The following is a 24,043-nucleotide window of genomic DNA, read 5'->3' as shown; positions in this document are numbered from 1 at the left end:
GAGGCTTCGTGCTGATGGAACTGCCACGCCGGCTCACTCGGTCCGATGAACAGCCCGATCGTTTCCATTACCGGACCCGCGACCATCGGGTGACTGTGGAGAGGGGCGGGTTACTTCCCAGGCTGCCTCGATCATGCGGAATATTTCGTCCACGGCGGCGCCGGGGTCGGGTGCTTCGCGTGCAAGTGAGTAGGCGTCGATCACGAATCTGGCGATTGTTCGGGCGGCCGTAGAGGTTTGGGCCAGCTCCGGGTCGGCGGCGATGGCCGTGGCCAGCGATTCCGCATGGCGTAGCCGCATGGAGTCCTCGTATTTCCGGAGGGCCGGGGATTCGTCGATCATGCGCCAGATCGGGGCGGCGCCCTCGGCTGTGCAATGTCGTACCAGCGCGTGGATTTCGGTGCGTAACGCCGGGATGAGTGGGTCGTGGGGTGCGCGGGTGGCGACCGCTCGGGTGAGGCGTTGTTCGAAGTCCCGATCCTGGTCGAACACCAGGGCTTCTTTCGAGGCGAAGTGGGAGAACAGCGTGGTGACGGCGACGTCGGCCTCGGCGGCGATATCGCGGATTCCCACCTCGTCGTACCCGCGTTCCAGGAAGAGCCGCAGGGCGGTATCGGCGATTTTCTGGCGGGTCGCGGCCTTCTTGCGTTCGCGACGTCCGGGCGGCTCGGTCATCCGCTAACACTATCAAGGCCAAAAGTGCAACAGTTTCAAAACGCTAACCGTTAGTGTTAGTGTCGGCGATATGAAGAAGGTGACCTTCGCCGAATTCGGCGGCCCGGATGTCCTGCAACTCGTCGATGCCGAAGAACCTCACGCGGGCCCCGGCCGGATCCGCATCGCCGTGCGGGCAGCGGGCGTGAATCCCATCGACTGGCGGATACGGGAAGGCCAGTTCCGGCAGACCCGTCCGGCTGAGCTGCCTGCGGGGGTCGGGTTGGACGCCGCTGGGGTCGTGGACGAGGTCGGGCCCGGTGTCGAAGGGGTCGAAGTCGGTGACCATGTGTTCGGCGAAGGCGTCGACACGTATGCCGAATTCGCCGTGCTGTCGGCGTGGGCCCGGATGCCCGAGGGGCTGTCCTTCGAAGAGGCGGCCGGCTACCCCTCGGTTGTGGAGACCGCACTGCGTATTCTTCGGGAGTCCGGTGTGCAGCCGGGGCAGACGCTGCTGGTCAGCGGCGCATCCGGGGGAGTCGGGTCGGCGGTCCTGCAGATTGCCCGCGACCGCGGCATCAGGGTGATCGGCACAGCCGGGGCCGCGAACCAGGATTACCTGCGCAGCCTGGGTGCCGTCGCCACCACGTACGACACGGGCTGGGTCGAACGGGTGCGACAGCACGGCCCCGTGGACGCCGCTCTCGATCTGGCCGGCTCGGGTGTGCTCCCCGATCTCGTCGAGCTGACCGGGGATCCGCAGAAGGTGATCTCCATCGCCGAATTCGGTGCCGCGGACTTCGGCGTGCGATTCTCCGGTGTGGCCGGGAATCTGTTCGATGCGCTGGCCGAGGCCGCGAGCCTGATCTCCCAGGGAAAGCTGCACATTCCGATCGCGAAGTCCTACTCGCTCGCCGATGCCGCGGCCGCCCATATCGACAGTCGAGCCGGTCACACGCGTGGGCGTCGGGTTGTAGTCATCTGAATACGATCCGGTCCTGAGTTCTCGGGCTCCTCCGAAGTCCCGCTTACGGTTCTGGAGGAGCCCGAGGCGTTCAGCGACTGTCGCAGGCAGGGGCCGGTCGTCAGGAGCTGGGGACGGGTGCGGCGGCCGAGCAGCCTGCTATCGCCGAAGCGACCAGGTTGCTCTTGGGCAAAGGTGTGCCGGAGGGCAAGGTTTCGATCCATTCGGCCGTTGTGGCGACGGCCGCGTAGTTCGATTGCAGCAGCACCATCAGCGTCGTGTGCAGAACTTCCGCCGAAACCTGCCCGGCCTCGTTGGCGAGGTGGATGGCGCCGGTGGCGTCCGACAGGATCTCCGCGGTGAAGCCGTGACCCTCCGCTTCCACCGCGGTGCCGAGATCGCAGTTGTTGGTCATGTAACCGACGATCGTGACGGTGTCGATATGGTGGGCGCGCAGCCACTCCGCGAGGTCGGTGCCGGCGAAGACGCTGCTGTACTGCTTGTGCAGATGTTTGCTCGCGGCGGCGGTGCGTTCCTCGATGGCGGGGTGCAGTGCCCAGCCCGGGGTGCCCTCCACGAAAGCCGGTGCGCCGCTGGGACTGCGGTGTTGAACGACGACCACCGGAATACCGTGGGCGCGGGCGGTATCCATCGCGCGGACGATATTGGCGAGTGATTCGGTGCGCGGCGGGAACTGGACCTCCAGGGGGCCTGTGAAGTATTCCTGCTGGACATCGACGACGATGAGGGCGCGGCGGGCGGTCGGCATGGGGAATCTGCTCCTCGGAAGGTCGGGATCGAACGCCGGGAGGGCGTCCTCTTCGATTGTTCGCCGCCCGGCGCGACCACCGTGAGTGGCACGAATGCATACTTTCGATGAGATCAGGCCACAAAGGGAGCCCGTATGCGAATCGCCATCTTCACCTTCGACGAGATCACCATGTTCCATCTGTCCGTACCGCTGATGGTGTTCGGCGAGGTGAGCCGTCTCGGGCTCGCGACCGATTGGGAGACCCGGCTCTGGTCGTCGGACGGTGGATCGATCCGGACGGCCGAGGGGTACCCGATCGGCGATATCTCCGGTCCGGAGATCGTCGAGGACGCCGATATCGTGATCGTTCCCTCCTGGACGCTACCGATCGCGCCGACCGGTCCCGAACTGCGCGAACAGCTCGCCGCGGCGCACGGGCGCGGTGCGACGATCGCCGGCCTGTGCCTGGGCGCGTTCCCGCTCGCCGACGCGGGCCTGCTCGACGGGCGCGCGGCCGTCACCCATTGGACGGCGATGTCGCTGCTGGCCGAGCGACGCCCCGGAGTCCGGGTGGATACCTCGGTGCTCTACATCGATCACGGCGACGTCCTCACCTCGGCGGGGACCGCCGCGGCGCTCGACGCCTGCCTGCACCTGGTCCGCACGCACCTCGGCGCCGCCGCCGCCACCCGGGTGGCGCGGTCGCTGGTGGTCGCACCGCATCGGGAGGGCGGCCAGGCGCAGTACATCGAACGTCCCCTGGCCCGGCCCGCCACCGGGAACGCGCTGGGGGACGTACTGGACTGGGCCCTGGCCAGGCTGGACCAGCCGCTCACCGTCGACTTGCTGGCCGAACAGGCGTGCATGAGCCGGCGCAGCTTCGTCCGGCATTTCCAGCAGACCACCGGCACGACACCGGCCCGCTGGATTCTCGAACGCCGGCTCGACGAAGCGCGGGCGCTGCTGGAAACCACCGATTGGGGCATCGAAAGCCTGGCTGCGGCATGCGGTTTCGGTAGTGCGATCACCTTCCGGCAGAACTTCACCGCCGCATTCGGTACCACCCCCACCGCCTACCGTCGGCGGTTCGCCGCCGATCGGTGAGCAGCCCAGTCCTCGGTGCCGACGCTCGGACCCGGTGCCGGATGCGACCGGCAGCGCCCGCACCGGTGAGGCGCCGGTCCGGCGCGTCGTCACCGCGAACCCGGCACGTAGCATCGGGCCATGGTCGGTCCTGCGAAACGAAACGGTTTGCTGAACGGTGGTATGGGTGCCGGGCTGGCGATCGGGTTTGCGATCGGCGTGGCCGTTGGGTTTGCGCTGGGCAACCTTGCGATCGGTGTGGCGATCGGGGTCGCCACCGGAGTTTCGTTCGGCCTGGCGATGCAAGGAGATTCCGGCGAAGACGCGCAAGACCGGGACGAACGCGAAACCGGCAGCTGACCAAACCTGTGCGCAGCGGTACCCGGCTCGCCGACGGCCACGGCCGCAATCACGGACCACATTCTGACCGCCGCCCGGCCGTACGGCCTGGACAACGGTGTGCCGGCCGCACGAGCCGAGGTGCGGCGGGGGTCGGCCCGACCCGCGGTCCCGGATGCGCCGCACGGGCCAGCACCGCCGACAGGGCGATGATCGGTGCGGCGAGGGCGAACGCCGACGTGTAGGAGGTGTCGACGAGGGGGACGACCAGTAGCGGGCCGATGACCTGGCCGGTCGCATAGGCGGCGGTCAGCATGGCGGCCGCGTGGGCGATACCGAGTCGGCGGGCGGCATCCAGAGTCAGGACTACCACGGCCATGAAGGTGCCGCCGAACGCCACGGCCGCGACCACGGCGATGGCGACACTGTCGGAGACGGCGGCGGCCGCGGTCCCGGCGGCCTGCACGAGCAGGGCGGTCACCAGGGCCGGGCCGGTGCCGATCCGCCCGGCCACGGCGTGCCACGCGACTGTGCTCACCGCCGCGGCGAGGCCGACGATCATCCAGACCAGTGCGCCCGCCGACGCACTGCCGGTGCCGGATACCGCGGCGACGAGAAAGGTGCCCACGATGATGTAGCCGACACCCTCCGCGAAGTAGGAGCCCAGGAGGAGCCGCGATGACCGCCGTGCCGCCGGACTGCCGCCGGTACCGGCAGTATCGGCAGCGCGAGTTTCCGGTCGGATATCCAGCAGCACTGCGGGGACCAGCAGGGCCGCCGTGAGCACGGCCGAGCCGATCCACAAACCCTGCCAGGACAGGTGCGGTGCCGCGAGCAACGTATAGATTCCGGTGCCGGCGATACCCGCGCCGACCCCGGCGAAGGCGACACCAGGGGACGCGCCCTCGGCCCGGTGTTGCGCGACGGTGGTCGCGCAGGCGATGAAGATCGCGGCACTGGCGGCGCCGGCGAGGAAACGCAGTGCGATCTGGATCCAGACCGCAGTTGTCGTGGCCATCGCGGCCTCGCTTGCGACCAGCAGCAGTGACCAAGCCAGGAACAGCGAGCGGGTGGCGAGGCCGGGGCGGCGGGTCAGCAGCAGCGCACCCACCAGGTAGCCGGCGTAGTTACCCGTCGCGATCAATGCCCCGTCACCGGCGCTGATTTCCGCCGACGCGGTCATGATCGGCAGGAGGGGGGTGAAGACGAACCGGCCCACCCCCATCGCGGCCGCGAGCCCTGCCGCCGCTGCCACACCCACTGTCTTGCCCCGCAGCAGCGGAGCGGCCACCCGTACCTCGTTCACGTCCCACCACGCTACGAGCCTGCGATAGCGGCGGGAAATGACGGTTGATCATGAGGTATACGCTGAACGTATGGATCTGCAGGTGCGGCACCTCGCCGCATTCGTCGCCCTCTGTGAAGAAGGCACCTACACCGGCGCCGCCGCGCGGCTGCACCTCACTCAGCCCTCGCTCACCCGCACCGTGCAGGACCTCGAACGAATCCTCGGTATCGCCCTCGTCGACCGTGCCGCCCGCCGGCTGGAACTGACCGGCGACGGCCGCGAGTTCCACGCCCGGGCCCGGCAGATCCTCACCGAGCTGGGCGAACTCGAAACCGATATGCGCGGTCGCGCCGAAGTACGCCTCGGCTTCGCCTGGCTGCTGCCCTCGGAATGGTTCGGCCGGGTGCGCGCCGCCTGGGACGGTCTCGGCGGTCGTCTAGCCATCCACCGCACCGACGACCCGGTCGGTGATCTCGCACGCGGTCGCCTCGATTTCGCGCTGGTCCGCAACACTCGCAACGGGAACGACACGCTCACCTGGCACCGCATCGGCACCGAGCGGCGCGTGCTGGCGATGGCCGCGGATTCACCGCTTGCCGACCGCGCCGGCCTCCGCTGGTGCGAGCTCGCCGACCAGCCGCTGGTCGTCAATCCACGGTCGGGCACGACCATGCCGGACAACTGGCCCGAGCCGCACCCCGCGCGGGAAATCGTCACCTGCCGCAACTTCGACGAATGGCTCGAACTGGTGAGTGCGGGCCGCGGGATCGGTGCCGTCCCGGCGATCGCGGTCCATCGCGCACCCCACCCGGGCGTGGTCTACCGGGAGCTGCCGGATATCCCCGATTCGCCGCTGTATCTGGGCTGCCGCCGCATACCGCCGCCGTCTCGTACGCTCCGCCGCTTCCTCGATATCGCCCTGCGCCCCGATGCCACAGTGGCCGGGCCCCAGCGTGGTTAACGTGGTTTCGCCCGCACCCGATGGATCGGTATCGGGTGTATCGGCCCGGCGGCGGTCGTGCCCGGCTATGGCGTCGCGGCTGTGCCGGCCGGCGGTGTACCGCGGCCGCGCTGCCCGGAACTCGGAGGTGCGGATATGAAATTCCGGCGATATATCGTTGTGTTCATCGCGACCGCCGCGGCTTTCCTGACGCCGGCCGTGGCCGCCCGAGCGGACACCATCACGCCCGGGCAGATGCCGGATTCCCTTCTGGGATATGCGGGTTTCCTGCGCAATACCGACGAGTTCCACGAAACAGCCGCCGGGCGCGTGCTGTATCCGTCGGCGTGCGCGCCGGCCACGGTCGAAGACCAGTACTCGCACCCCGCCGCGCACCGCGGCCGCGAATACCCGGTCACCGGGTTCGCCGCAATGGGCGTCACCGGCCCCGCGGGCACCGTGGGTGTCGATGCCTACGCCTATGAATCCCCGGCTCGTACGGTGCGGGCGTTCGATGCACTCCGGTCGTTGTTCGACGGGCAGTGCCCGCTCGACCACGATTCGATCGCCTGGGAATTCTTCCGCCGATCCCCGATAACCGGCACCGGCTCGCCGTATGCGCCGGCTCGAGCGTTCACGGTGACCGCCGGTAACGAAATCCTCGGTACCCGAACCTCGGTGACGTTCGCGGTGCACGACAGCTATCTCGTCGCAGCCGGTTACCGAGTCGACTCGGGCGGTAACCCACCGGACCGCACCGACTCGGCATATATCGCCGACCGCGCGGCCCGGGCGGCGCTGGAAGCGCTTGCCGAACGCGCCGGTTGAGCGTGTACCTCCGGGATCTGCAGGCAGGCGGGAATTGCTGCCGGCGGTTCAGCGGGATGTACACCGTGCCGGGCCGCTGGATCGGTCGGATGGATCCGGGGTTCGCCGGTGCGCGGGGCGTCCACGAGATCGTCGAGCGGAACGCCATAGGTGCGCGCCGGCGGTAGCAGTTCCAAGGTGGCCCGGCGCTGCCCGGTCGCCGGCCGCGACAGGATGTTCTCGGCGATCCCGGTCTTCCTCGCCAGGTCGGCGACGGTGATTCCGCGGTCGCGGCGCAGTGCGCGTCACATGCCGGCCGAAACCGGCCGTGATGCCGGGCAGAGAATGCCTGCGGACGGCGGTTCGAGCCCACTCTCGTGCTGGTTCCTCGCACGCGGTCGCGCCGGGAACCGAAGTGCATGCGAAGATAGGCGTACACGACGGAGGGAACAGACGGTGGGCATGGGTATGGTGCTGGGCGATCGCCGCCCCCGCGCTTCGCTGCGGGGTGTGTGCTGCCCGGTTCGCACGTCTGCCTCCGGGTAGTCCCTGCCGTACTCCTGCATCGAAGCGATGCCGTCCCGAGGCACCTTCGTTCCCCCAGGAGTACGACTTGACCACCATCGGCTGGACCGAGCACGAATCGACGCACTCGGCGCGCTGGCATTCCGAGAACGCGTCCCCCGCCCCCGGTCGCATTGTCGTCGTCGACGACCGCACCACCGCCGACGCCGCCCACCGCCTTGCCCGGGCCGGGACAGGGCTGTTGTGGCGGGGTGATTTCCACAATGCGCGCCAGCTCATCCGAGCGATGCAACGTCGGCAGCGGAATCCGCGAGTCGCCGCAGCCGGACAGGAGACAGCGTCACTGTTCGACAGCCGGCGGGCCGAACGGGCCGCGCGCGCAGAACTACTCGGCCGGGTCCTGGTGGTCCTGGAGCCCGGCTATCGCCTGCGCCTGCGCCGGGCACCGGACGTGCGGCCGGCCTGCGAGCACGCCTACGGCACCTCCGCCGCCGGCCCGGCCGGCGGCGGCCTCGAGCGGATCTGTATATCGCTTCCGGAACTACTCGGTGTGCTCAGTGCCCACCAGTGGCATCTACGAGGTGTCGATATCGCCGCGCTCGGCGCCCGTATTCACCCGGACTACAGCGTCTTCTCGCCGGTTCGCGGCGAATACATCGACCTCGTCGCCCGGGCACCGCTGCCGGCGGGGGCCGAGCGGCCGCTGGTATTCGATCTCGGCACGGGCACCGGAGTACTCGCCGCCGTCCTCGCCCGCCGCGGTGCCCGGGTGGTCGCCACCGATATCAACCCGCGTGCGGTGACCTGCGCCCGCGCGAACCTGCACCGTCTGGGCGTCGCCGACCGGACCCGAGTCGTCGAGGCCGACCTGTGGCCCGACGGCCGCGCCGACCTGGTCGTCTGCAATCCGCCCTGGCTGCCCGCGCGGCCGACCTCCGCGCTCGAACTGGGCATCTACGACCCGGATTCCGATATGCTGCGCCGCTTCCTGCGCGGACTCCCGGACCACCTCGTCCCGGGCGGCGAGGGGTGGCTGATCCTGTCCGATCTCGCCGAACACCTCGGTCTGCGCACCCGCGACGAACTCCGCGCACATATCGCCGCGGCCGGTCTGCGCGTGGCCGGCCGCTACGACACCGTGCCACGGCACCCGCGGGCCACCGACACCGCCGACCCTCTCCACGAAGCCCGGCGGCAGGAGATCACCTCCCTGTGGAGGCTGGTGCCGGACTGAGCGCCTACCTGTGGGCGCCGAAGACAGGCAGGTCCGTGCTTACGACGGGCCGCACCGTCATCGACCCGCGCAGCGGTGCCGAGGCGCTCGGTGCCCGGTTGCACAGTCCCCTCGGCTCCCTCCCGGGAGGAACACCGGCGTCCGGACGAGTGCCGGGGCTCGCAACGCCGTGGCCGGTGCGGTTCGCAGTGGCGGAACCGTGGCGTTCGAGTCGGCTGCTGTGGCGTTTCGGGCGCGTGCCCGGCGCTGCCGGCTTGTTGCATCGGGCCTGACAACGAGCACTCTGCCGCCCGGCGCGGCGATATCGGAATCGGCCCGGCGGGCGGCCCTGTTCATCATGTTCCTGGGCAGCTTCTCCCTGGTGACCGCCGAGTTCCTGCCACCCGGCGTACGCGCCGGGCTCGCCGACGATCTGAACGTCGCCGGGGGAATCACGATAGCCGGACGGTGCTCCGGTGTGGTCGCCGATCTACCGGACAGGTGCGGATCGTGCGGCGGCCGGAGCCTTCGTCGTGGATCAGCGGCCCGGGTTTCCGGGTGGGTGCGGTGCCGCGGGATACCGGGGTGCCGGGTACTGCGGAGCCGGATACTGCGACGCCTGCGGAATCGGGTTGTGCGCGATCGGATATTGCGGTGCCGGGTACCCGGCCATCGGCTGCTGTGGAGCAGGGTACGGGTGGGGCATGCCGTACGGCGCCGGACCGGCCCTGCCTCGCGCGCCGGCCGTCCGGGCTATTCCGCTGACCGTGCCGGCGAGTATCGCGGCGAACAGGAAGAGCGCCGTCGCCAGATGCGCCACACGGAAGCCGAGCATCTCCGAAACCACACGATTGACGAACGGAGCGGCCACTGCGGCCAGGACACCGAGAACCACCACCACTGTGGCTGCGACAGCCCGCGAGCCCCGGACTCGCCGCGCCACCGCGAGGGTGACACCCACCGCGACACCCGCCCCGAGTCCGCTGATCGCGCGCCCGGCGAGCAACATGGCGCCACCGGTGGCGAACGAGGTGAGGAGCACCCCGACGATCATGACGCCGAGCGCGGGCAGGACCAGTGCCGTCGGAAAGCGCCCGCCGAGAAGGAAACCGAGCGTGAACGTCACCGAGGCGGCGATCAGGTAGGGGAGGACACCCATCAAGAAGAAATCCCGGGGCAACAAGCCGAATGCCATCATCATGTGGGAGAGGCGCCCGGCCTCGTACACGGAGGTGAGCGTGAACAAGCTTGTGATCGTCGCGATTCCGGGCCCGATGAGCATCCACCAGGGCAGATCGGCCTCGGAGAGGTGATCCCCCGTAGGCGGTAAAGCGGCCATGCCCTCACGATAGCCGCCGATCGCTGCCCGGTGTGCGGTAAGCGCGGACACTTTCGCGCCTCGGTGGGCGGTGCGAACAGCCCGGTGAGAGATCTCGGGACTCGTGGTGGGATGCCATTTGCGCGTGGAAACGGGTGTCGTGCGGGTGTATCGATGTGCCGTGTGAGCCGGTGTGCCGCACCGGATGCGGCCGGTGATACCGCTGCCGCTCGCCGAGCGAACGGTCACCGGTTCCGTTGCCGGCGAGGGGTGCCGAGGCCGGCCGGGCCCGGTCGTTCGCCGAGCGCTCGAACGCAGGCACTCGGCGAGTAGTAGTAGCTCGGAAAACTCAGTCCCGGCCACCCGGTGTGGCCGACAGGGCGGCCACACCGGGTGATCAGCGATTCACGGACCGGGAACGGCCGAGGAAGGCCGCAAGTCGTTCGGTGGGGCCGGCGTCGGCGGGCGGCTGGACGAGAGTGCCGAAGGGAGCGCCGGGGCCGCGGACGGCATCGGTGACGGCGCGTTCACCGACGGCCTGTGCCTTGGCAACGAGAGCCGGGTCGGCTTCCGGGTCCTGGCCGGTGGCTACCGCGAGATCCCAGCCGTGGGCGACGGTTTCCAGCAGATAGCCGCCGAGCGCGACACCACCGGGGGCGGGACCCCAGGGGGCGGTTACCGTGCGGGTGAGGAGCGAATCGTCGGCCCATTCACCAAGTGCGGCGGTTGCCCGTTTCAGGTAGTCCCCGCCGGGGTCGCTCGCGTCGATCTCGGTGCGCGCCGGCAGTGGTCGCGGGTCCGCGCCGGTGGCGGTGGCCGCGATTTTGGCCGGGTGGCAGGACAGGTGTTCCAGCAGGGCGCGGACATCGAAATCGGCGCACGGGGTCGGCGCGGCCCATTGCTCGGGGCGGATAGCGTCCATGAGTCCGGCGACCCACTGCTGGGCCGCGGCGAGATCTGCTCGGAAATCCGGAATCTGTGTCATGACACCAGTCTCGGGGCTCAGCGGTGACATCTCCTGTCACCTTTTTGTGAAATCCTGGACAGGTGCGTGCGGACCGGCTCCTTCAGATCGTCCAGTTGCTGCGCCGGCACGGGCAGATGAGTTCCGCGGAACTGGCCGGCCGGCTGGAAGTCACCAAACGGACCGTGCTGCGCGATATGGACGCGCTGTCGGCCGCCGGTATCCCGGTCTACGCCGAACACGGCCGCGGTGGCGGATTCGCCCTGGTACCCGGCTACGAACCGGATGTCGAGCAGCTCACCAGCGCGGAAGCGCGAGCCTTGTTCGTGGCCGGCGGCCAGGGCACGGCGGAGGCACTCGGTCTCGGCGGATCGTTCAGCAGTGCGCTGCGCAAACTCGCCTCCGCACTGCCCGAGCACGAGCATCGCCTGGTCGACCACGTCCGGGACCGGATCGTCCTCGACGCCGGAGGCTGGCATCGCGACCCCGACACCCTCGGCGCGCTGGCCGAGGTCCAAGCGGCTGTGCTGGACGACGAACGGATCCGCATCCGGTATCAGTCCAAGGGAGCCGCCGTGCCGGGGGAGCGGACCGTCGACCCGTGGGGATTGCTCCAGGTCGCAACGACGTGGTATCTCGTCGCCGCCCACCGTGGCCGCCCGCGCAGTTACCGCATCTCCCGGATCAGCGCGGTCCACCGACTCGGCACACCCGCGAACCGGCCGCCGGACCTGGATCTGCGCAGCGTATGGGAGCAGATGCGGGACGACTTCCGCAGTGTGCCCGGCACCGAGATCACGCTGCGGATCCACCGGCCGCGGTTGCCGATGGTGCTGCGATCGCTGTCGGTCACCATGCTCGCCGACCCGCAACCCGCCGCCGGCGATCCGGAAGTGTTCAGCATGCAGGTGCGCAGTCTGCGGGCCGCAGCCGCCATGCTGGTGGGTTTCGGACCCGAGGTCGAGGTGATCGCCCCGGATGCGCTGCGCGGGGAAATCGTCGCGATCGCAGAAAGTTCCCGAGAACACCACCGCAGGTGAACTCCCACCCACACCGCCCCCTCTGCTACCACCTCGTACTCTTGCGAACTCCACCCGACCCGGCCCTACCGGATCGTGCTGGCTACGCCGCCACTCTCGCCGGCCCTTTGCCCTGCCGCAGTAGCGCTGACCACGATCGCGCCTCAGCGGGTCCGCCGCCCGGCAGCCACCGTACGTCGCCACGCGGCGGCGTGATGGAGCAGAGACCGGGCTGCCCGAACCGGGCGCGGGGATACACTGCGCCCCGGACCGAACCGCCGACTCCGGTCGGCCGAACCCTTGTACGAGGAGGGCCAGTATGCCGTCTGCACCGCTATCGCGATCCGAGGAAACCGATCTGACGCGGCGGGTGGCGCGTTTGGAGGCGATCGAGGCGATCAAGGCGCTCAAGCACCGCTACCTGCGGGCGTGTGATGCCAAGGACCCGGAGGCTTTCCGGGAGTGTTTCGTCGCCGCGGGCGCCGCGGTCGACTACGGGGTGCTCGGCTCGTTCGATGCCGACGGTATGGCGGCGGTATTCGAGAAGATCGCGTTGCAGAAGATCGACGGGAAGAACGTGATCCTCGATATGCATCACGGGACCCATCCCGATATCACCGTCCACGGCCCGGAGCGTGCTTCCGGGAAATGGACGCTGAAATTCCGGCAGGTCAACCTGATCGAAAACACCGAGACGGTGATGACCGGGGAGTACGACGACGAATACGTCGTCGAGGACGGCGGATGGAAGATCGCCGCCTGCCGGTTCGAGCAGTATTGGTCGATCACCCGCCCGGTCGACGACACCTGCCGGGTCGCGCAGTAGGGAGCGCGAGCCGGTCGATGCGCTCGCGCGGAGAGGAGGTCAGGCATCCTCGATACGGAAGAGCGTGCACCGGCCGGCCAGGGCGGCGAACTCGTCGGGGTCGTCGCCGGTCACGACCCCGGACTTGATCATGACCGGTACACCGGTGGGCACGAGTCGCGGGAATTGCCGCAGCACCGGTTCGCTGTCGGCCGCCGGGATCTCCACCAGGCGCACTGTCCGTTTCCGCCGCCCGACCTTCAGTTCAGCGGTATCGGCGGCTTGGACGTTCTTCACCCAATCCGCGCCGGGAATACCGCCGAGAACGTATTCGGCGCCGTCGTATTCGAACGGTGTCACCGGTGTGGTGCGGAGCTTGCCCGATTTCCGGCCGGCAACGGTGAGCAACGCCATCGGCAGCGCGACTCCCACCCGGCTGACGGCGACCATCGCCCGGTTCATCGGTTTCAGCCAGCCGGGAATCTTGACGGTGTCGCCTGCCATCACGCACTCCTACACAAAACGGGCGCCGCATCCGCGCCGGGACCGGAGCGAGCCGCCGATGCGGCTCGCTCCGGCAGCATAGCGGTTGTGGGTGAGGGCCGCCGTCCCGCCGGAGGTCCGGGCCCGCGGCGACCGGCGGATGAGATCTGCCGCGTGCTGCGCTGGCCACCGCGTCCGGCTGTTCCGCCACGCTTCGGTCCCAGGTGGTGCGCCTCGCCCGGGTTCGGCGCACCGGCCACCGGGGTACCCGAGTCGTATCGTTACCTGGCTCGCGGAACCGGAAGCAGGTAGCGGCACCACTCGCGGGGACCTCGCCGCGTGGTGGTTCGGATGAGGAACGGAGGAACCATGGGTCAGGTCGACCGACCCCGGGAACAGTGGGGTACACGAGCCGGATTCCTGCTCGCAGCCATCGGTTCGGCGGTGGGACTGGGCAATATCTGGCGATTCCCCTATGTCGCCTACGAGAACGGTGGCGGCGCCTTCTTGGTGCCCTACCTGATAGCGCTGCTCACAGCCGGTATTCCGGTATTGATATTCGACTACGCGATGGGCCACAAATTCCGGGGCTCGCCACCGCTGGCGTTCCACCGGCTGTCCCGGCGGGTGACGGCGCTGGGCTGGTGGCAGGTGGCCATCTGTTTCGTGATCGCCACCTACTACGCGGTGATCATCGCCTGGGCGGCCCGCTATGTGGGGTTCTCGGTCGGTCAGCAGTGGGGCGACGATCCCGATGCCTTTTTCAGCGAATTCCTGCACCGAGCCGACGAACCGTCCTTCGGGACCTCCTATGTGGCGGGGGTTGCGATACCGCTGATCGTGGTCTGGCTGGTGACCCTGGGCGTGCTCGCTTTCGGGGTGCGCCGCGGGATCGAATCCGCCAGTAAGGTTTTCATTCCGCTGCTGGTGGTGCTGTTCGGCATCCTCGTGGTGCGGGCCCTGTTCCTGCCCGGTGCGGCGAGCGGCCTGGACGCGTTCTTCTCGCCGGACTGGTCGGCGATCACCGATGGGAAGGTCTGGGTGGCGGCCTACGGTCAGATCTTCTTCTCGCTGTCCGTCGGGTTCGGCATCATGATCACGTATTCCTCGTATCTGCGGCGTAAGGCCGATCTGACGGGGTCGGCACTGGTCACCGGATTCGCCAACAGTTCGTTCGAGATCCTTGCCGGAATCGGTGTCTTCGCGGCCCTCGGGTTCATGGCGACCCAGGCCGGCACCGCGATCGACGAGGTGGTGGCCGATGGTGTCGGGCTGGCGTTCGTCGCGTTTCCCGCCATCATCTCCGAACTCACTGGCGGGGCGGCCTGGTTCGGCATCCTGTTCTTCAGCTCCCTGCTGATCGCGGGTTTGACCTCGCTGATCAGCATTGTGCAGGTGCTGGTGTCGGCGGTGCAGGACCGTACCGGTATGGACCGCGTGCCGACCGTGCTCATCGTCGGCGGCGCTGCCGCGGCGGTCTCCATCGCCCTCTTCCCGACCCGCGGTGGCCTGTTCCTGCTCGACGCGGTCGATCACTTCATCAACGCCTACGGGGTGGCGCTCGCCGCTCTGGTCGCGGTCGTGGTGGTGGCCTGGGGACTGCGGAAACTGCCGCTGCTGCAGGCCCACGTCGACTCGGTATCGGTGGTGCGCCTGGGCTGGATTTGGAAGATCACCCTGGGCGTCGTCACCCCGGTCGTGCTCGGCTGGATGATGATCGATTCGCTGCGTGCTGAGTTCGCCGAGAACTACAGCGGCTACTCCGGCAGCTTTCTGATGATCGCCGGCTGGGGCGTGGCGCTCGGCGCCATCGTGGTGGGCATCGTGCTCGCCCTGATCCCATGGCGTAACGCCGGTCCCGCACCCGTCACGGACGCACCCGGCGACCCGTCACACGAGGCCGTTACTCCGGCCGGAAAGGACGAGAGCTGATGTCCACGGGAGCGATCATCATGCTGATCATTTCGATTGTTGTGGTGTGGGGCGGTCTGGCCGGGGCGCTGTTGCTGATCCGGCGTCATCCCGAAACTCCGGACGACGACGAGAATCGCGCCGCGGCGGCAGAGTCGACCGGCCACCGCACGTAGTCCGACGATCCGAACGCCACCGGCACGGGCCCGAGTTCCTCGGGAGCCCGTGCCGGTGTGCGGGGATCAGAAATCCCAGTCGTCGTCTTCGGTGTTGACGGCCTTGCCGATCACATAGCTGGAACCCGAGCCGGAGAAGAAGTCGTGGTTCTCGTCGGCGTTGGGGGACAGCGCCGACAGGATCGCCGGGTTGACCTCGGTTTCGTCCTTCGGGAACAGCCCCTCGTAACCGAGGTTCATCAGCGCCTTGTTGGCGTTGTAGCGGAGGAACTTCTTGACGTCCTCGGTGAGGCCGACCTCGTCGTAGAGGTCCTGGGTGTATTCGACCTCGTTGTCGTACAGCTCGAACAGCAGCTCGAAGGTGTAGTTCTTCAGCTCGTCGCGTTCGGCCTGGGTGACCTGCTCGAGGCCGCGCTGATACTTGTAGCCGATGTAGTAGCCGTGCACCGCCTCGTCGCGGATGATCAGGCGGATCATATCGGCGGTATTGGTGAGCTTGGCCCGCGACGACCAGTGCATCGGCAGGTAGAAGCCGGAGTAGAACAGGAAACTCTCCAGCAGTGTCGAGGCGACCTTGCGCTTGAGCGGATCGTCGCCGCGGTAGTAGTCGAGGACGATCTCGGCTTTGCGCTGCAGGTTGCGGTTCTCCTCCGACCAGCGGAAGGCATCGTCGATCTCGCGAGTCGAGCACAGCGTGGAGAAGATCGAGCTGTAGCTCTTGGCGTGCACCGATTCCATGAACGCGATATTGGTGAGCACCGCCTCTTCGTGGGGGGTCAGCGCATCGGGGATGAGGCTGACCGCGCCCACCGTGCCTTGAATGGTGTCCAGCAGTGTGAGGCCGGTGAACACCCGCATGGTGAGTTGTTTCTCATCGGCGGTGAGGGTGTTCCAGGACGGGATGTCGTTGGACACCGGGACCTTCTCGGGGAGCCAGAAGTTACCGGTGAGCCGATCCCAGACCTCGGCGTCCTTCTCGTCGGGTACCCGATTCCAATTGATGGCCGAAACCCGATCGATGAGCTTCATGCTTTTCCACGCCTTTCCCAACGATTCCGACTACGACTCAGTACGACTCTGCCAGCGCTCCGCGCGCCGTAACACTACCCCCGTGGCAAGGAATAGCCACTATCCCTTGGGGGTGGAGTGCCGAGCGGTTACCAGAAGTTGTGTTCGTCGCGCCGGATGGGCTGGAGAGCGGAACTTCGGCGCGCCGTGACTTCCGGGCGCCGCCGAGCGTACTTCAGTCGTCGCCGCGCGGTTTCCGGCGGCCGCCCGAGCCGTCGTCGCCCGACGACGACGGCGACATGGCCAGGCCGAACGCCAGACCGAAACCGATACCGAGCCCCACCCCCAGCGCGAGATTGCCGAGGACCGCGAGGCCGAGCGGGATCCCGATCGCCAGTCCGATGACGATCCCGATACTCAACCGGTAGCCGAGTGAGCGATCACCGCCCGCGCCCATACTTCGACGGTACCGGCGCCAGGTGCGCTCACCTGCGATTTCAGTATTCCGGGATGGTCTCGGCGAGGTTGCGAACGGGTGTTCGGGGACGGTATCGCGGGCCTGTGACCGACCGCCGGTTCGAGTTGCCCGGCGGCGAGGCGGCAGGTGGTTGTCCGGCCGGCCGCCGGGTCACTCCAACACGTAGGAGTTGAGGCTGTCCCGGATATCGGTGAGCACTGCGCGTGCCGAGGTCAGGCCCGTGGTGTGCCAGAGCGCGTCGTCGACCACGAAGGTGCGGCCGTCGGTGGCCGCGCCCAGCTCCTTCCACTCCGCCGAACGCATCACCGATTCGCCGTGCTCCTGGCCCTCCGGCCCGGCGAACATGACATAGATGAGGTCGCCCTCGGCGGCGACGGGATCGGATTCGTCCAGCGGTTCGGACTCCTCCCGCTGCGCGGTCGGCCGCTGTGCGCCGGTATCGGCGAGAACCTGCGCCGCGAAGGTTTCGCTGCCCATGATCTCGCTGCCGGTGGCGGTGAACCGGACCAGGGACGCCTCGGTGAATGCCGCGTTGATCGACTTGCCGGTATCGGCGGCCTCGGTGCGGTAGCTGTCCAGCGCCGCCCGCCCGGCAGCGGCGCGACCCATGGCGCCCGCGAAGGCGCTGAACTGCTCTTCCCAGGTCTTGTCCGTGCCGATCAGCACCGTCGGGGCGATATCGCTCAGGGCGGCGTAGTCGGCCCGGCCGGCCGGGACCTCGCCGAGGATGAGATCGGGGTTCAGTTGGGCGATGAGTGCGGGATCGGGGTCGGTGGCGACACCGACGCCGGGGATCTCCAGCACCCCGTACCCGAGGTAGCCCGGCTGGGGCGCCGGGCCGGGCACGGTGGTCGCGCCGACAACACGTTCCCACAGGCCGACAGCGCAGGTGGCGTCGAGTGCGGAGGTGCCGAGCACCACGATGCGCTGCGGATCGGCCGGCACCCGCGATTCACCCGAGGCGTGCCGGACGGTGCGGGTGGGGCCGTCGGCGGGATCGGCGGAAGTGGGCAGTGAACACGCCTGGGTGGTGTCGCGTTCGATCCCGACCACGCCCGCGCCGGCGATCTTGGTGGTGGTGCGGATGATCGACGCCGAGTTATCGGGTTCGCTCGCGCAACCCGCCACCGCGACCGCGATACAGGCGAGCGCGGCGCCCACGATCCGGTGGGCACGCCGCGCCCGGGCGGGGGTCCGGGGTTTGCGCACGGCTGGGGTACGGACGGCAGGGCTCACCGGCATGCCGGGAAGGGTACATGCCCACCGGATCCGCTGCGCGCCAGCGCCTGCCGGGCGCTGTCCTTCGTGCGCCACCTGCGAACAACCGGCCTGCCGGAAGCCGGTGTGCGACGAGGTGCGGCCGGCGGATCAGGGCTGTGCGCAGGAAGCTCATAACGTGCGGGTTGCCGGCCTGCCGGAGGAACGCGGGGCCGGCGGCGCGGGCGCGTGGTGTGCGGTATCCAGCCGGGCTTCGGCCCGCTGTCCCGGTGAGACGATGCCCCGGTAGGTCCGTGGAACGGCATACTTCGCGCCCCTCGATCCGGTACCGGCCGAGCCGGTAGTACGACACAGAGTAGGACCCGTTCGGACGCCGTTCGGCGGACGGTTTACGATTCGAGAAGCGCAAGCTAACCGTTGGCTGCCCCGCGCGACGGGGCAGCGGGCAAACAGTGGAGCCTGCGGAGCGACCTAAAGGCACCTTCAGGAGGATCAGTGACTGCCGTAGAGCCCAAGCCAGTCCCGCAGGGGGTGGAAGCGACTCGGCCATTTCCGGCACGATTGGGGCCGAAGGGGTCGTTCATATACAAGGCGGTGACAACCACGGACCCGAAGGTCCTGGGTGTCATGTACTTGACCACCTCGATGGCGTTCTTCCTCATCGGCGGCCTGATGGCGCTGATGATGCGCGGTGAGCTCGCTCGCCCGGGCCTGCAGTTCCTTTCGCCGGAGCAGTTCAACCAGCTGTTCACCATGCACGGCACGATCATGCTGCTGTTCTATGCGACCGCGATCGTGTTCGGTTTCGCCAACATCATCCTGCCGCTGCAGATCGGCGCCCCCGACGTCGCCTTCCCGCGACTGAACGCCTTCAGTTACTGGCTGTACGCGTTCGGCGCCACCATGGCGACCGCGGGCTTCATCACCCCGGGCGGCGCCGCCGACTTCGGCTGGACGGCGTACGTACCGCTCACCGATATCCTGCATTCGCCGGGTGTCGGCACCGATCTGTGGATCATGGGCCTGGCCGTCTCCGGTCTGGGCACCATCCTCGGTGGTGTGAACATGCTGACGACCGTGGTCTGCCTCCGCGCTCCGGGTATGACCATGTTCCGGATGCCGATCTTCACCTGGAACATCGCCGTCACCAGCGTGCTGGTACTGCTCGCGTTCCCGCTGCTGACCGCCGCTCTGCTGGGGTTGTTCTACGACCGGCACCTGGGTGGCCACATCTACGATCCAGGCACCGGCGGCATCCTGCTCTACCAGCACCTGTTCTGGTTCTTCGGGCATCCCGAGGTGTACATCATCGCGTTGCCGTTCTTCGGTATCGTCTCCGAGATCTTCCCGGTGTTCAGCCGGAAACCGATCTTCGGCTACACCACCCTGGTCTACGCGACCCTCGGTATCGCGGCCCTGTCCATCGCCGTATGGGCGCACCATATGTACGCCACCGGCGCGGTGTTGCTGCCGTACTTCTCGTTCATGACCTTCCTGATCGCGGTCCCGACCGGTGTGAAGTTCTTCAACTGGATCGGCACCATGTGGAAGGGGCAATTGACGTTCGAATCACCGATGTTGTTCTCGGTGGGCTTCCTCGTCACCTTCCTGTTCGGTGGTCTGTCGGGTGTCATCCTGGCCAGCCCGCCGCTGGACTTCCACGTCACCGACTCCTACTTCGTGGTCGCGCACTTCCACTACGTGCTCTTCGGCACCATCGTGTTCGCCACCTACGCCGGTATCTACTTCTGGTTCCCGAAGATGACCGGCCGCATGCTGGACGAACGCCTCGCGAAGTGGCACTTCTGGACCACCTTCATCGGTTTCCACCTCACCTTCCTGGTGCAGCACTGGCTGGGTGCGGAAGGTATGCCCCGCCGCTACGCCGACTACCAGGCCGGTGACGGGTTCACCACGCTGAACACCGTCTCCACCATCGGCGCCTTCATCCTCGGCGCCTCGATGCTGCCGTTCCTGTGGAACGTCTTCAAGAGCTACCGCTACGGCGAAGTGGTGACGGTGGACGATCCGTGGGGCTACGGCAACTCCCTGGAATGGGCCACCAGCTGCCCGCCGCCGCGGCACAACTTCTACGAACTGCCGCGGATCCGGTCCGAACGTCCCGCCTTCGAACTGCACTATCCGCATATGATCGAGCGGATGCGCACGGAAGCGCACGTCGGGCTCAGCGGTGAAGCCAAACATCACGATCCCGAAGTGGAGAAGAAGCTGGTCAAATCCTGACCCGCTCCCGCATGACACAGACGCGCCCGTCGGCCCAGGTCGGCGGGCGCGCTGCGTTTCCGCACCCGGAACCGAGGGGGTCGTCGGCAGGGGGCCGAGGCCGGGACGCTTAGATTGTGAAGGGCCCGCGCACAGTCTCCGAACCTCCGACACGGCGCAACGCAGAGCCTTGAATCCGCCCACCTCCAAGGTTCGGGGCCCGTCTCGTTCTGGAGCGACAGAGCGGGGGAGTGAAGCGGAGGAGCGTCGGAGTGAAGAACGAGACCAAGGGGGCCCCGAACCCCGCGCCGCCGGAGGCGGCGCAGATAATACAGCGCGAAGCGGAGGAAACAGCGGAGGGCGAACCCGGGTTCGCCCATTTTCGGGCCTGATTGCCCCGTACCCGCGGCGCCGGAGTGGCGCTTTGTCACAGAGAGTGAGCTAGTGTTGGCCGAGACGACCGTTCTCGTCACCGTCACCGGGCCCGATCGACCGGGGGTCACCTCGGTGCTGTTGGCCGCGCTGTCGCGGCATCGGGTGAGTCTGCTCGATATCGAGCAGGTGGTGATCCGCGGCCGGCTCACCCTGGGCGTGCTGGTGAGCTGCCCGTCCGATCCCGAGGCTTTGCAGGACGAGCTCGAAGAGGCGATGAACACCGTCGGGATGCAGGTCGATGTGGATGTCGACGCCGATGCCGCCCGAGCGCCGGTCTCCACGCACGCCGTGGTGGTGCTGGGGTCACCGGTGACTGCGCGGGCGTTCAGTGCCGTATCGCGGGAGCTGGCCGCGCTCGGCGTGAACATCGATCTGATCCGCGGTATCGCCGATTACCCGGTCACCGGTATGGAGCTCATGGTCACCGCCCCGGACCGGGCGCGGGATACCGATTCGCGGCTGCGGACGGCGCTGGCCGAGGTCGCGGTCACCGAGCGTGTCGATATCGCCGTGGAGCGGGCCGGGCTGGCCCGGCGGGCCAAACGGCTGATCGTGTTCGATGTGGATTCCACTCTCATCCAGGGTGAGGTCATCGAAATGCTCGCCGCCTACGCGGGCGTCGAGGAGCAGGTGCGGGCCGTCACCGAGGCGGCGATGCGCGGTGAGATCGATTTCGCGGAATCGCTGCGGCAGCGGGTCGCGACCCTGGCCGGGCTGGACGAATCGGTGATCGCGGAGGTGGCGGCGACCATCGCCCTGACCCCCGGTGCGCGCACGACCATCCGGACGCTCAAACGCCTCGGGTTCCGGTGCGGTGTGGTCTCCGGTGGTTTCCGGCAGGTGATCGACCCGTTGGCCCGCGAACTCGATCTCGATTTCGTCCAGGCCAATGTGCTGGAAGTGGCCGACGGCAAACTCACCGGCCGGGTGGTCGGGCAGATCGTGGACCGTGCCTACAAGGCGACAGCGCTGCGGGCGTTCGCGGCCGATTCCGGGATCTCGATGGAGCAGACGGTGGCCGTCGGCGACGGGGCCAACGATATCGATATGTTGAACGCGGCGGGCCTGGGCGTGGCGTTCAACGCCAAACCGGCGCTGCGAGAGGTCGCCGATACGGCCTTGTCCCATCCCTACCTCGATGCGGTGCTGTTCATCCTCGGGGTCACCCGGGACGAGGTGGAGGCCGCGGACGCGGAAGACGGTCTGCTGCGGCGGGTACCCCTGGGGTAGCTGTATTTTCCGGCGCCGCTTGCGGCGGCGCGGGTTTCGGGCCGAAACCTTTCCGGGCCTCGTAAGACTCAGCAGCGGTGCTGGTCGAGTGGGGATCCGCGCGGGAATTTCCACATGTTCCGGGTGCCCGGTTGCGGCGCCCGGTGTGCACCTGCGCCACCGGAGTGGAGGACCACGGCAGGCGGGACGTAGGCGCGTAGGTAGGCTGTCGCCCGGTGTTGGTCGGGTGCTTGGAGGCTTTGTGTGATGCTGCCGGATAGCGGCGCGGATGTGGTGGCGCGCGGTCACGAATGGGACGGGGTGGTTGACCCGCCGCCGGACCCGGGTGCCGATTTCTTCGGTGACCCAGGGTTTTCCGAGCGCCACGCGGAACTCGCCGCGGGTTACGGGGGTTCGGGAGATCCCGACGATCCCGCTCAGGTACAGGCCATGCAGATGGTGTTGCATCTGCCCAAGACCGATCCGCCGGCGCGCAGTGATCTGCTCGCCGCAGCGGCCGGTGCGGCGGTGGCGCTGTGCCTGGACCCGCGGGTGGGCGCCGGGGGTGAATGGGAGCAGCCGTATCTGGCGTGGAAGCGGTCGCGGATCCGGAAGGTCGCCCGGCGGGCGCGGGGCGCACAGTGGGCGGCCGCGAACGAGGTGCCCGGGGTGACCGTAGAAAGCGGTGGGGCGCTGGTGCGGGCGCTGGTGCCCGGGCCGGTGGGGGCGGTGGATCCGCGGATCCGGCGGCTCCAGATCGGCGGTACCGACCTGGAATCCGACGATCCGGGTCCGGTGCCGCTGGATGTGCCGGTGTTCTGGGTGAACGCCGCGCTGGGGATGACGGTCGGTAAGGCCGCCGCACAGGTCGGGCATGCGAGCATGCTGTTCGCCGGCGCACTGCCCGTGGAGCAGGCGCGGGACTGGGCGCAACGCGGATTCGCCTGTGCGGTCCGCGAAGCCGAACCCGAGGAATGGGAGATGCTGCGCAGCGCGGTGGCGCGCAGCGCCGCGACCGCGGTGCGCGATGCGGGTTTCACCGAGGTGGCCCCCGGCTCGACCACGGTGATCGCCACCCGCCCCGCGCGACTCGGCCAGCGGTAGCGTGCCCGGTGCCGCGACCGAGTACGTCTCGAGACAAGATGGAGGCCGTGGCGCACCCCGATCCAGATTTGCTCATCGACTTCACCAACGTTTCCATCCGCCGCAACGGGCACGCTCTCGTCGGGCCCGTCACCTGGCAGGTCGAACTCGACGAACGCTGGGTGATACTGGGGCCCAACGGGGCCGGTAAGACATCGCTGCTGCAGATCGCGGCCGCGGAAACCCACCCCTCCTACGGGGCCGCGTATGTCCTGGGCGAACGTCTCGGCCGGACGAATATCAGCGAACTGCGGCCGCGGATCGGGTTGTCCTCGGCGGCGCTGGCGGCCCGGATCCCGCCCGAGGAACGGGTGGCCGATCTGGTCGTCTCCGCGGGGTATGCGGTCCTCGGCCGGTGGCGCGAGAAGTACGACGATATGGATACCGATCGCGCGATCGATATGCTGGAAAGCCTGGGTGCGGAACACCTTCTGGACCGCACCTACGGCACGCTCTCGGAGGGCGAACGCAAACGGGTCCTGATCGCGCGCGCCCTGATGACCGATCCGGAACTGCTGCTGCTCGACGAACCGGCCGCGGGGGTGGATCTCGGTGGTCGCGAGGAGTTGGTGGAAAGCCTCGGTGATCTCGCCGCCGACCCCGACGCGCCGGCCCTGGTTCTGGTCACCCACCACGTGGAGGAGATCCCGCCCGGTTTCACCCACTGCATGTTGCTCAGTGAGGGCGAGGTCGTGAAACAGGGCCTGCTGGACGATGTGCTGACCGCCGAGAACCTCAGCGAGGCGTTCCGCCAATCGATCGCCCTGGACCGGATCGACGACCGCTACTTCGCCCGCCGCGCCCGCCGCCTGGGCCGGCACCGCTCCCGCTGACCGCCACCGAATGTTGCACAATTGTAAAACAGACGTAGACTGCCGGTATGAGCACCATCGCTTTCCGTGCCACTGCGGAAGATCAAGCGCTCGTCCAAGAATTGATGCGTGAGGGTGAGACGACCAGTGATGTGCTGCGTCATGCCCTACGAGTGTTGCGCCGGGAACGTTGGCAGGAGGAGATGCAGGCCGATGCCGACCGCATCGAAGCTGTCGGTGAGGATCTCAACGCAGAACCCGATGCCTGGTGATCCGT

Annotated in this window: 25 protein-coding genes; 15 read left to right on the top strand and 10 right to left on the bottom strand. The window is 68.1% G+C overall.

All coding sequences use genetic code 11. The annotated features are described in order from the left end of the window. Positions 1-33: 33 nt before the first annotated feature. On the bottom strand, positions 34-675 hold the full coding sequence (locus tag IU448_RS08795; RefSeq protein WP_195054890.1) for a TetR/AcrR family transcriptional regulator: 642 nt from the start codon (positions 673-675) through the stop codon (positions 34-36). Between the two features lie 70 nt (positions 676-745). Here IU448_RS08795 and IU448_RS08790 point away from each other — a divergent pair, with 70 nt between their 5' ends. Further along, the gene (locus IU448_RS08790) at positions 746-1,639 is read left to right on the top strand and encodes an NADP-dependent oxidoreductase (RefSeq protein ID WP_195054889.1); all 894 of its coding nucleotides are present in this window, start codon (positions 746-748) and stop codon (positions 1,637-1,639) included. Between the two features lie 100 nt (positions 1,640-1,739). Here the strand turns inward: IU448_RS08790 and IU448_RS08785 are convergent, their stop codons facing one another. Further along, the gene (locus tag IU448_RS08785) at positions 1,740-2,387 is read right to left on the bottom strand and encodes a cysteine hydrolase family protein (protein ID WP_195054888.1); all 648 of its coding nucleotides are present in this window, start codon (positions 2,385-2,387) and stop codon (positions 1,740-1,742) included. Between the two features lie 135 nt (positions 2,388-2,522). Here IU448_RS08785 and IU448_RS08780 point away from each other — a divergent pair, with 135 nt between their 5' ends. Both IU448_RS08780 and IU448_RS08775 read left to right on the top strand, forming a co-directional pair. Further along, positions 2,523-3,473, top strand: a complete 951-nt coding sequence (locus tag IU448_RS08780; protein WP_195054887.1) for a GlxA family transcriptional regulator — start codon at positions 2,523-2,525, stop codon at positions 3,471-3,473. A gap of 120 nt (positions 3,474-3,593) precedes the next feature. After that, the gene (locus IU448_RS08775) at positions 3,594-3,812 is read left to right on the top strand and encodes a hypothetical protein (protein ID WP_195055148.1); all 219 of its coding nucleotides are present in this window, start codon (positions 3,594-3,596) and stop codon (positions 3,810-3,812) included. A 49-nt stretch (positions 3,813-3,861) separates the two neighbouring features. Here IU448_RS08775 and IU448_RS08770 read toward each other — a convergent pair whose 3' ends face one another. Next, positions 3,862-5,097: a YbfB/YjiJ family MFS transporter gene (locus IU448_RS08770; protein WP_324188538.1), complete on the bottom strand. Its 1,236-nt coding sequence runs from the start codon at positions 5,095-5,097 to the stop codon at positions 3,862-3,864. A 70-nt stretch (positions 5,098-5,167) separates the two neighbouring features. Between IU448_RS08770 and IU448_RS08765 the strand changes: the two genes are divergently transcribed. Continuing rightward, the gene (locus IU448_RS08765) at positions 5,168-6,040 is read left to right on the top strand and encodes a LysR family transcriptional regulator (RefSeq protein WP_195054886.1); all 873 of its coding nucleotides are present in this window, start codon (positions 5,168-5,170) and stop codon (positions 6,038-6,040) included. Positions 6,041-6,175: 135 nt separating this feature from the next. Further along, the gene (locus tag IU448_RS08760; protein WP_195054885.1) at positions 6,176-6,847 is read left to right on the top strand and encodes a hypothetical protein; all 672 of its coding nucleotides are present in this window, start codon (positions 6,176-6,178) and stop codon (positions 6,845-6,847) included. On the opposite strand, the gene IU448_RS29705 is transcribed toward IU448_RS08760, so the two are convergent. Continuing rightward, complete coding sequence (locus IU448_RS29705; RefSeq protein WP_416382976.1) at positions 6,739-7,092, bottom strand: hypothetical protein; 354 nt, start codon at positions 7,090-7,092, stop codon at positions 6,739-6,741. The genes IU448_RS08760 and IU448_RS29705 overlap by 109 nt on opposite strands. A 347-nt stretch (positions 7,093-7,439) precedes the next feature. On the opposite strand from IU448_RS29705, the gene IU448_RS08755 reads away from it, so the two are divergent. Continuing rightward, positions 7,440-8,585, top strand: coding sequence for a methyltransferase (locus IU448_RS08755; protein ID WP_228812078.1), 1,146 nt, complete (start codon positions 7,440-7,442; stop codon positions 8,583-8,585). A gap of 517 nt (positions 8,586-9,102) precedes the next feature. Here IU448_RS08755 and IU448_RS08750 read toward each other — a convergent pair. Together IU448_RS08750 and IU448_RS08745 are read right to left on the bottom strand one after the other, a co-directional pair. Beyond that, entirely contained in the window at positions 9,103-9,903 is an 801-nt protein-coding gene (locus IU448_RS08750; RefSeq protein WP_195054884.1) for an MFS transporter, read from the bottom strand. A 376-nt stretch (positions 9,904-10,279) separates the two neighbouring features. Then, positions 10,280-10,867 (bottom strand): TIGR03086 family metal-binding protein, encoded by a 588-nt coding sequence (locus tag IU448_RS08745; RefSeq protein ID WP_195054883.1) that lies wholly within the window; start codon positions 10,865-10,867, stop codon positions 10,280-10,282. A 62-nt stretch (positions 10,868-10,929) separates the two neighbouring features. Between IU448_RS08745 and IU448_RS08740 the strand changes: the two genes are divergently transcribed. Then, positions 10,930-11,886, top strand: a complete 957-nt coding sequence (locus IU448_RS08740; RefSeq protein ID WP_195054882.1) for a helix-turn-helix transcriptional regulator — start codon at positions 10,930-10,932, stop codon at positions 11,884-11,886. 298 nt (positions 11,887-12,184) lie between these two features. Beyond that, a complete protein-coding gene (locus IU448_RS08735) occupies positions 12,185-12,691 on the top strand; it encodes a nuclear transport factor 2 family protein (RefSeq protein ID WP_195054881.1) in 507 nt (168 codons plus the stop codon). Between the two features lie 39 nt (positions 12,692-12,730). On the opposite strand, the gene IU448_RS08730 is transcribed toward IU448_RS08735, so the two are convergent. Beyond that, positions 12,731-13,174, bottom strand: a complete 444-nt coding sequence (locus IU448_RS08730; RefSeq protein ID WP_195054880.1) for a nitroreductase family deazaflavin-dependent oxidoreductase — start codon at positions 13,172-13,174, stop codon at positions 12,731-12,733. Positions 13,175-13,504: 330 nt separating this feature from the next. Between IU448_RS08730 and IU448_RS08725 the strand changes: the two genes are divergently transcribed. Both IU448_RS08725 and IU448_RS08720 read left to right on the top strand, forming a co-directional pair. After that, on the top strand, positions 13,505-15,085 hold the full coding sequence (locus IU448_RS08725; RefSeq protein ID WP_228812077.1) for a sodium-dependent transporter: 1,581 nt from the start codon (positions 13,505-13,507) through the stop codon (positions 15,083-15,085). Then, positions 15,085-15,240 carry a methionine/alanine import family NSS transporter small subunit gene (locus IU448_RS08720; protein WP_195054879.1) on the top strand — a complete coding sequence of 52 codons (156 nt, stop codon included), beginning with the start codon at positions 15,085-15,087 and terminating at the stop codon, positions 15,238-15,240. Before IU448_RS08725 ends, IU448_RS08720 begins: the two co-directional genes overlap by 1 nt. 66 nt (positions 15,241-15,306) lie before the next feature. Here IU448_RS08720 and nrdF read toward each other — a convergent pair whose 3' ends face one another. The 3 genes from nrdF to IU448_RS08705 all read right to left on the bottom strand — a co-directional run bounded on the left by nrdF (position 15,307) and on the right by IU448_RS08705 (position 17,968). After that, positions 15,307-16,269, bottom strand: coding sequence for a class 1b ribonucleoside-diphosphate reductase subunit beta (gene nrdF, locus IU448_RS08715; protein WP_195054878.1), 963 nt, complete (start codon positions 16,267-16,269; stop codon positions 15,307-15,309). A 214-nt stretch (positions 16,270-16,483) separates the two neighbouring features. Continuing rightward, positions 16,484-16,705: a hypothetical protein gene (locus IU448_RS08710; protein ID WP_195054877.1), complete on the bottom strand. Its 222-nt coding sequence runs from the start codon at positions 16,703-16,705 to the stop codon at positions 16,484-16,486. A gap of 171 nt (positions 16,706-16,876) precedes the next feature. After that, positions 16,877-17,968 carry an ABC transporter substrate-binding protein gene (locus IU448_RS08705; protein ID WP_195054876.1) on the bottom strand — a complete coding sequence of 364 codons (1,092 nt, stop codon included), beginning with the start codon at positions 17,966-17,968 and terminating at the stop codon, positions 16,877-16,879. Between the two features lie 471 nt (positions 17,969-18,439). Between IU448_RS08705 and ctaD the strand changes: the two genes are divergently transcribed. The 5 genes from ctaD to IU448_RS08680 all read left to right on the top strand — a co-directional run bounded on the left by ctaD (position 18,440) and on the right by IU448_RS08680 (position 24,038). Beyond that, the gene (gene ctaD, locus IU448_RS08700) at positions 18,440-20,188 is read left to right on the top strand and encodes a cytochrome c oxidase subunit I (RefSeq protein WP_195054875.1); all 1,749 of its coding nucleotides are present in this window, start codon (positions 18,440-18,442) and stop codon (positions 20,186-20,188) included. Positions 20,189-20,614: 426 nt separating this feature from the next. Next, positions 20,615-21,832, top strand: a complete 1,218-nt coding sequence (gene serB / locus IU448_RS08695; protein ID WP_195054874.1) for a phosphoserine phosphatase SerB — start codon at positions 20,615-20,617, stop codon at positions 21,830-21,832. 246 nt (positions 21,833-22,078) lie between these two features. Beyond that, positions 22,079-22,915, top strand: coding sequence for an aminoacyl-tRNA hydrolase (locus IU448_RS08690; protein ID WP_195054873.1), 837 nt, complete (start codon positions 22,079-22,081; stop codon positions 22,913-22,915). A 38-nt stretch (positions 22,916-22,953) separates the two neighbouring features. Next, positions 22,954-23,787 (top strand): ABC transporter ATP-binding protein, encoded by an 834-nt coding sequence (locus IU448_RS08685; protein ID WP_195054872.1) that lies wholly within the window; start codon positions 22,954-22,956, stop codon positions 23,785-23,787. Between the two features lie 47 nt (positions 23,788-23,834). Beyond that, positions 23,835-24,038 (top strand): hypothetical protein, encoded by a 204-nt coding sequence (locus IU448_RS08680; RefSeq protein ID WP_195054871.1) that lies wholly within the window; start codon positions 23,835-23,837, stop codon positions 24,036-24,038. Positions 24,039-24,043 lie beyond the last annotated feature (5 nt).

The organism is Nocardia flavorosea (assembly GCF_015477805.1).
In the GTDB taxonomy this organism is placed as follows: domain Bacteria; phylum Actinomycetota; class Actinomycetes; order Mycobacteriales; family Mycobacteriaceae; genus Nocardia; species Nocardia flavorosea_A.
Note: the sequence above shows the minus strand (reverse complement) of the source record. Positions and strands in the feature narration are given on the sequence as shown.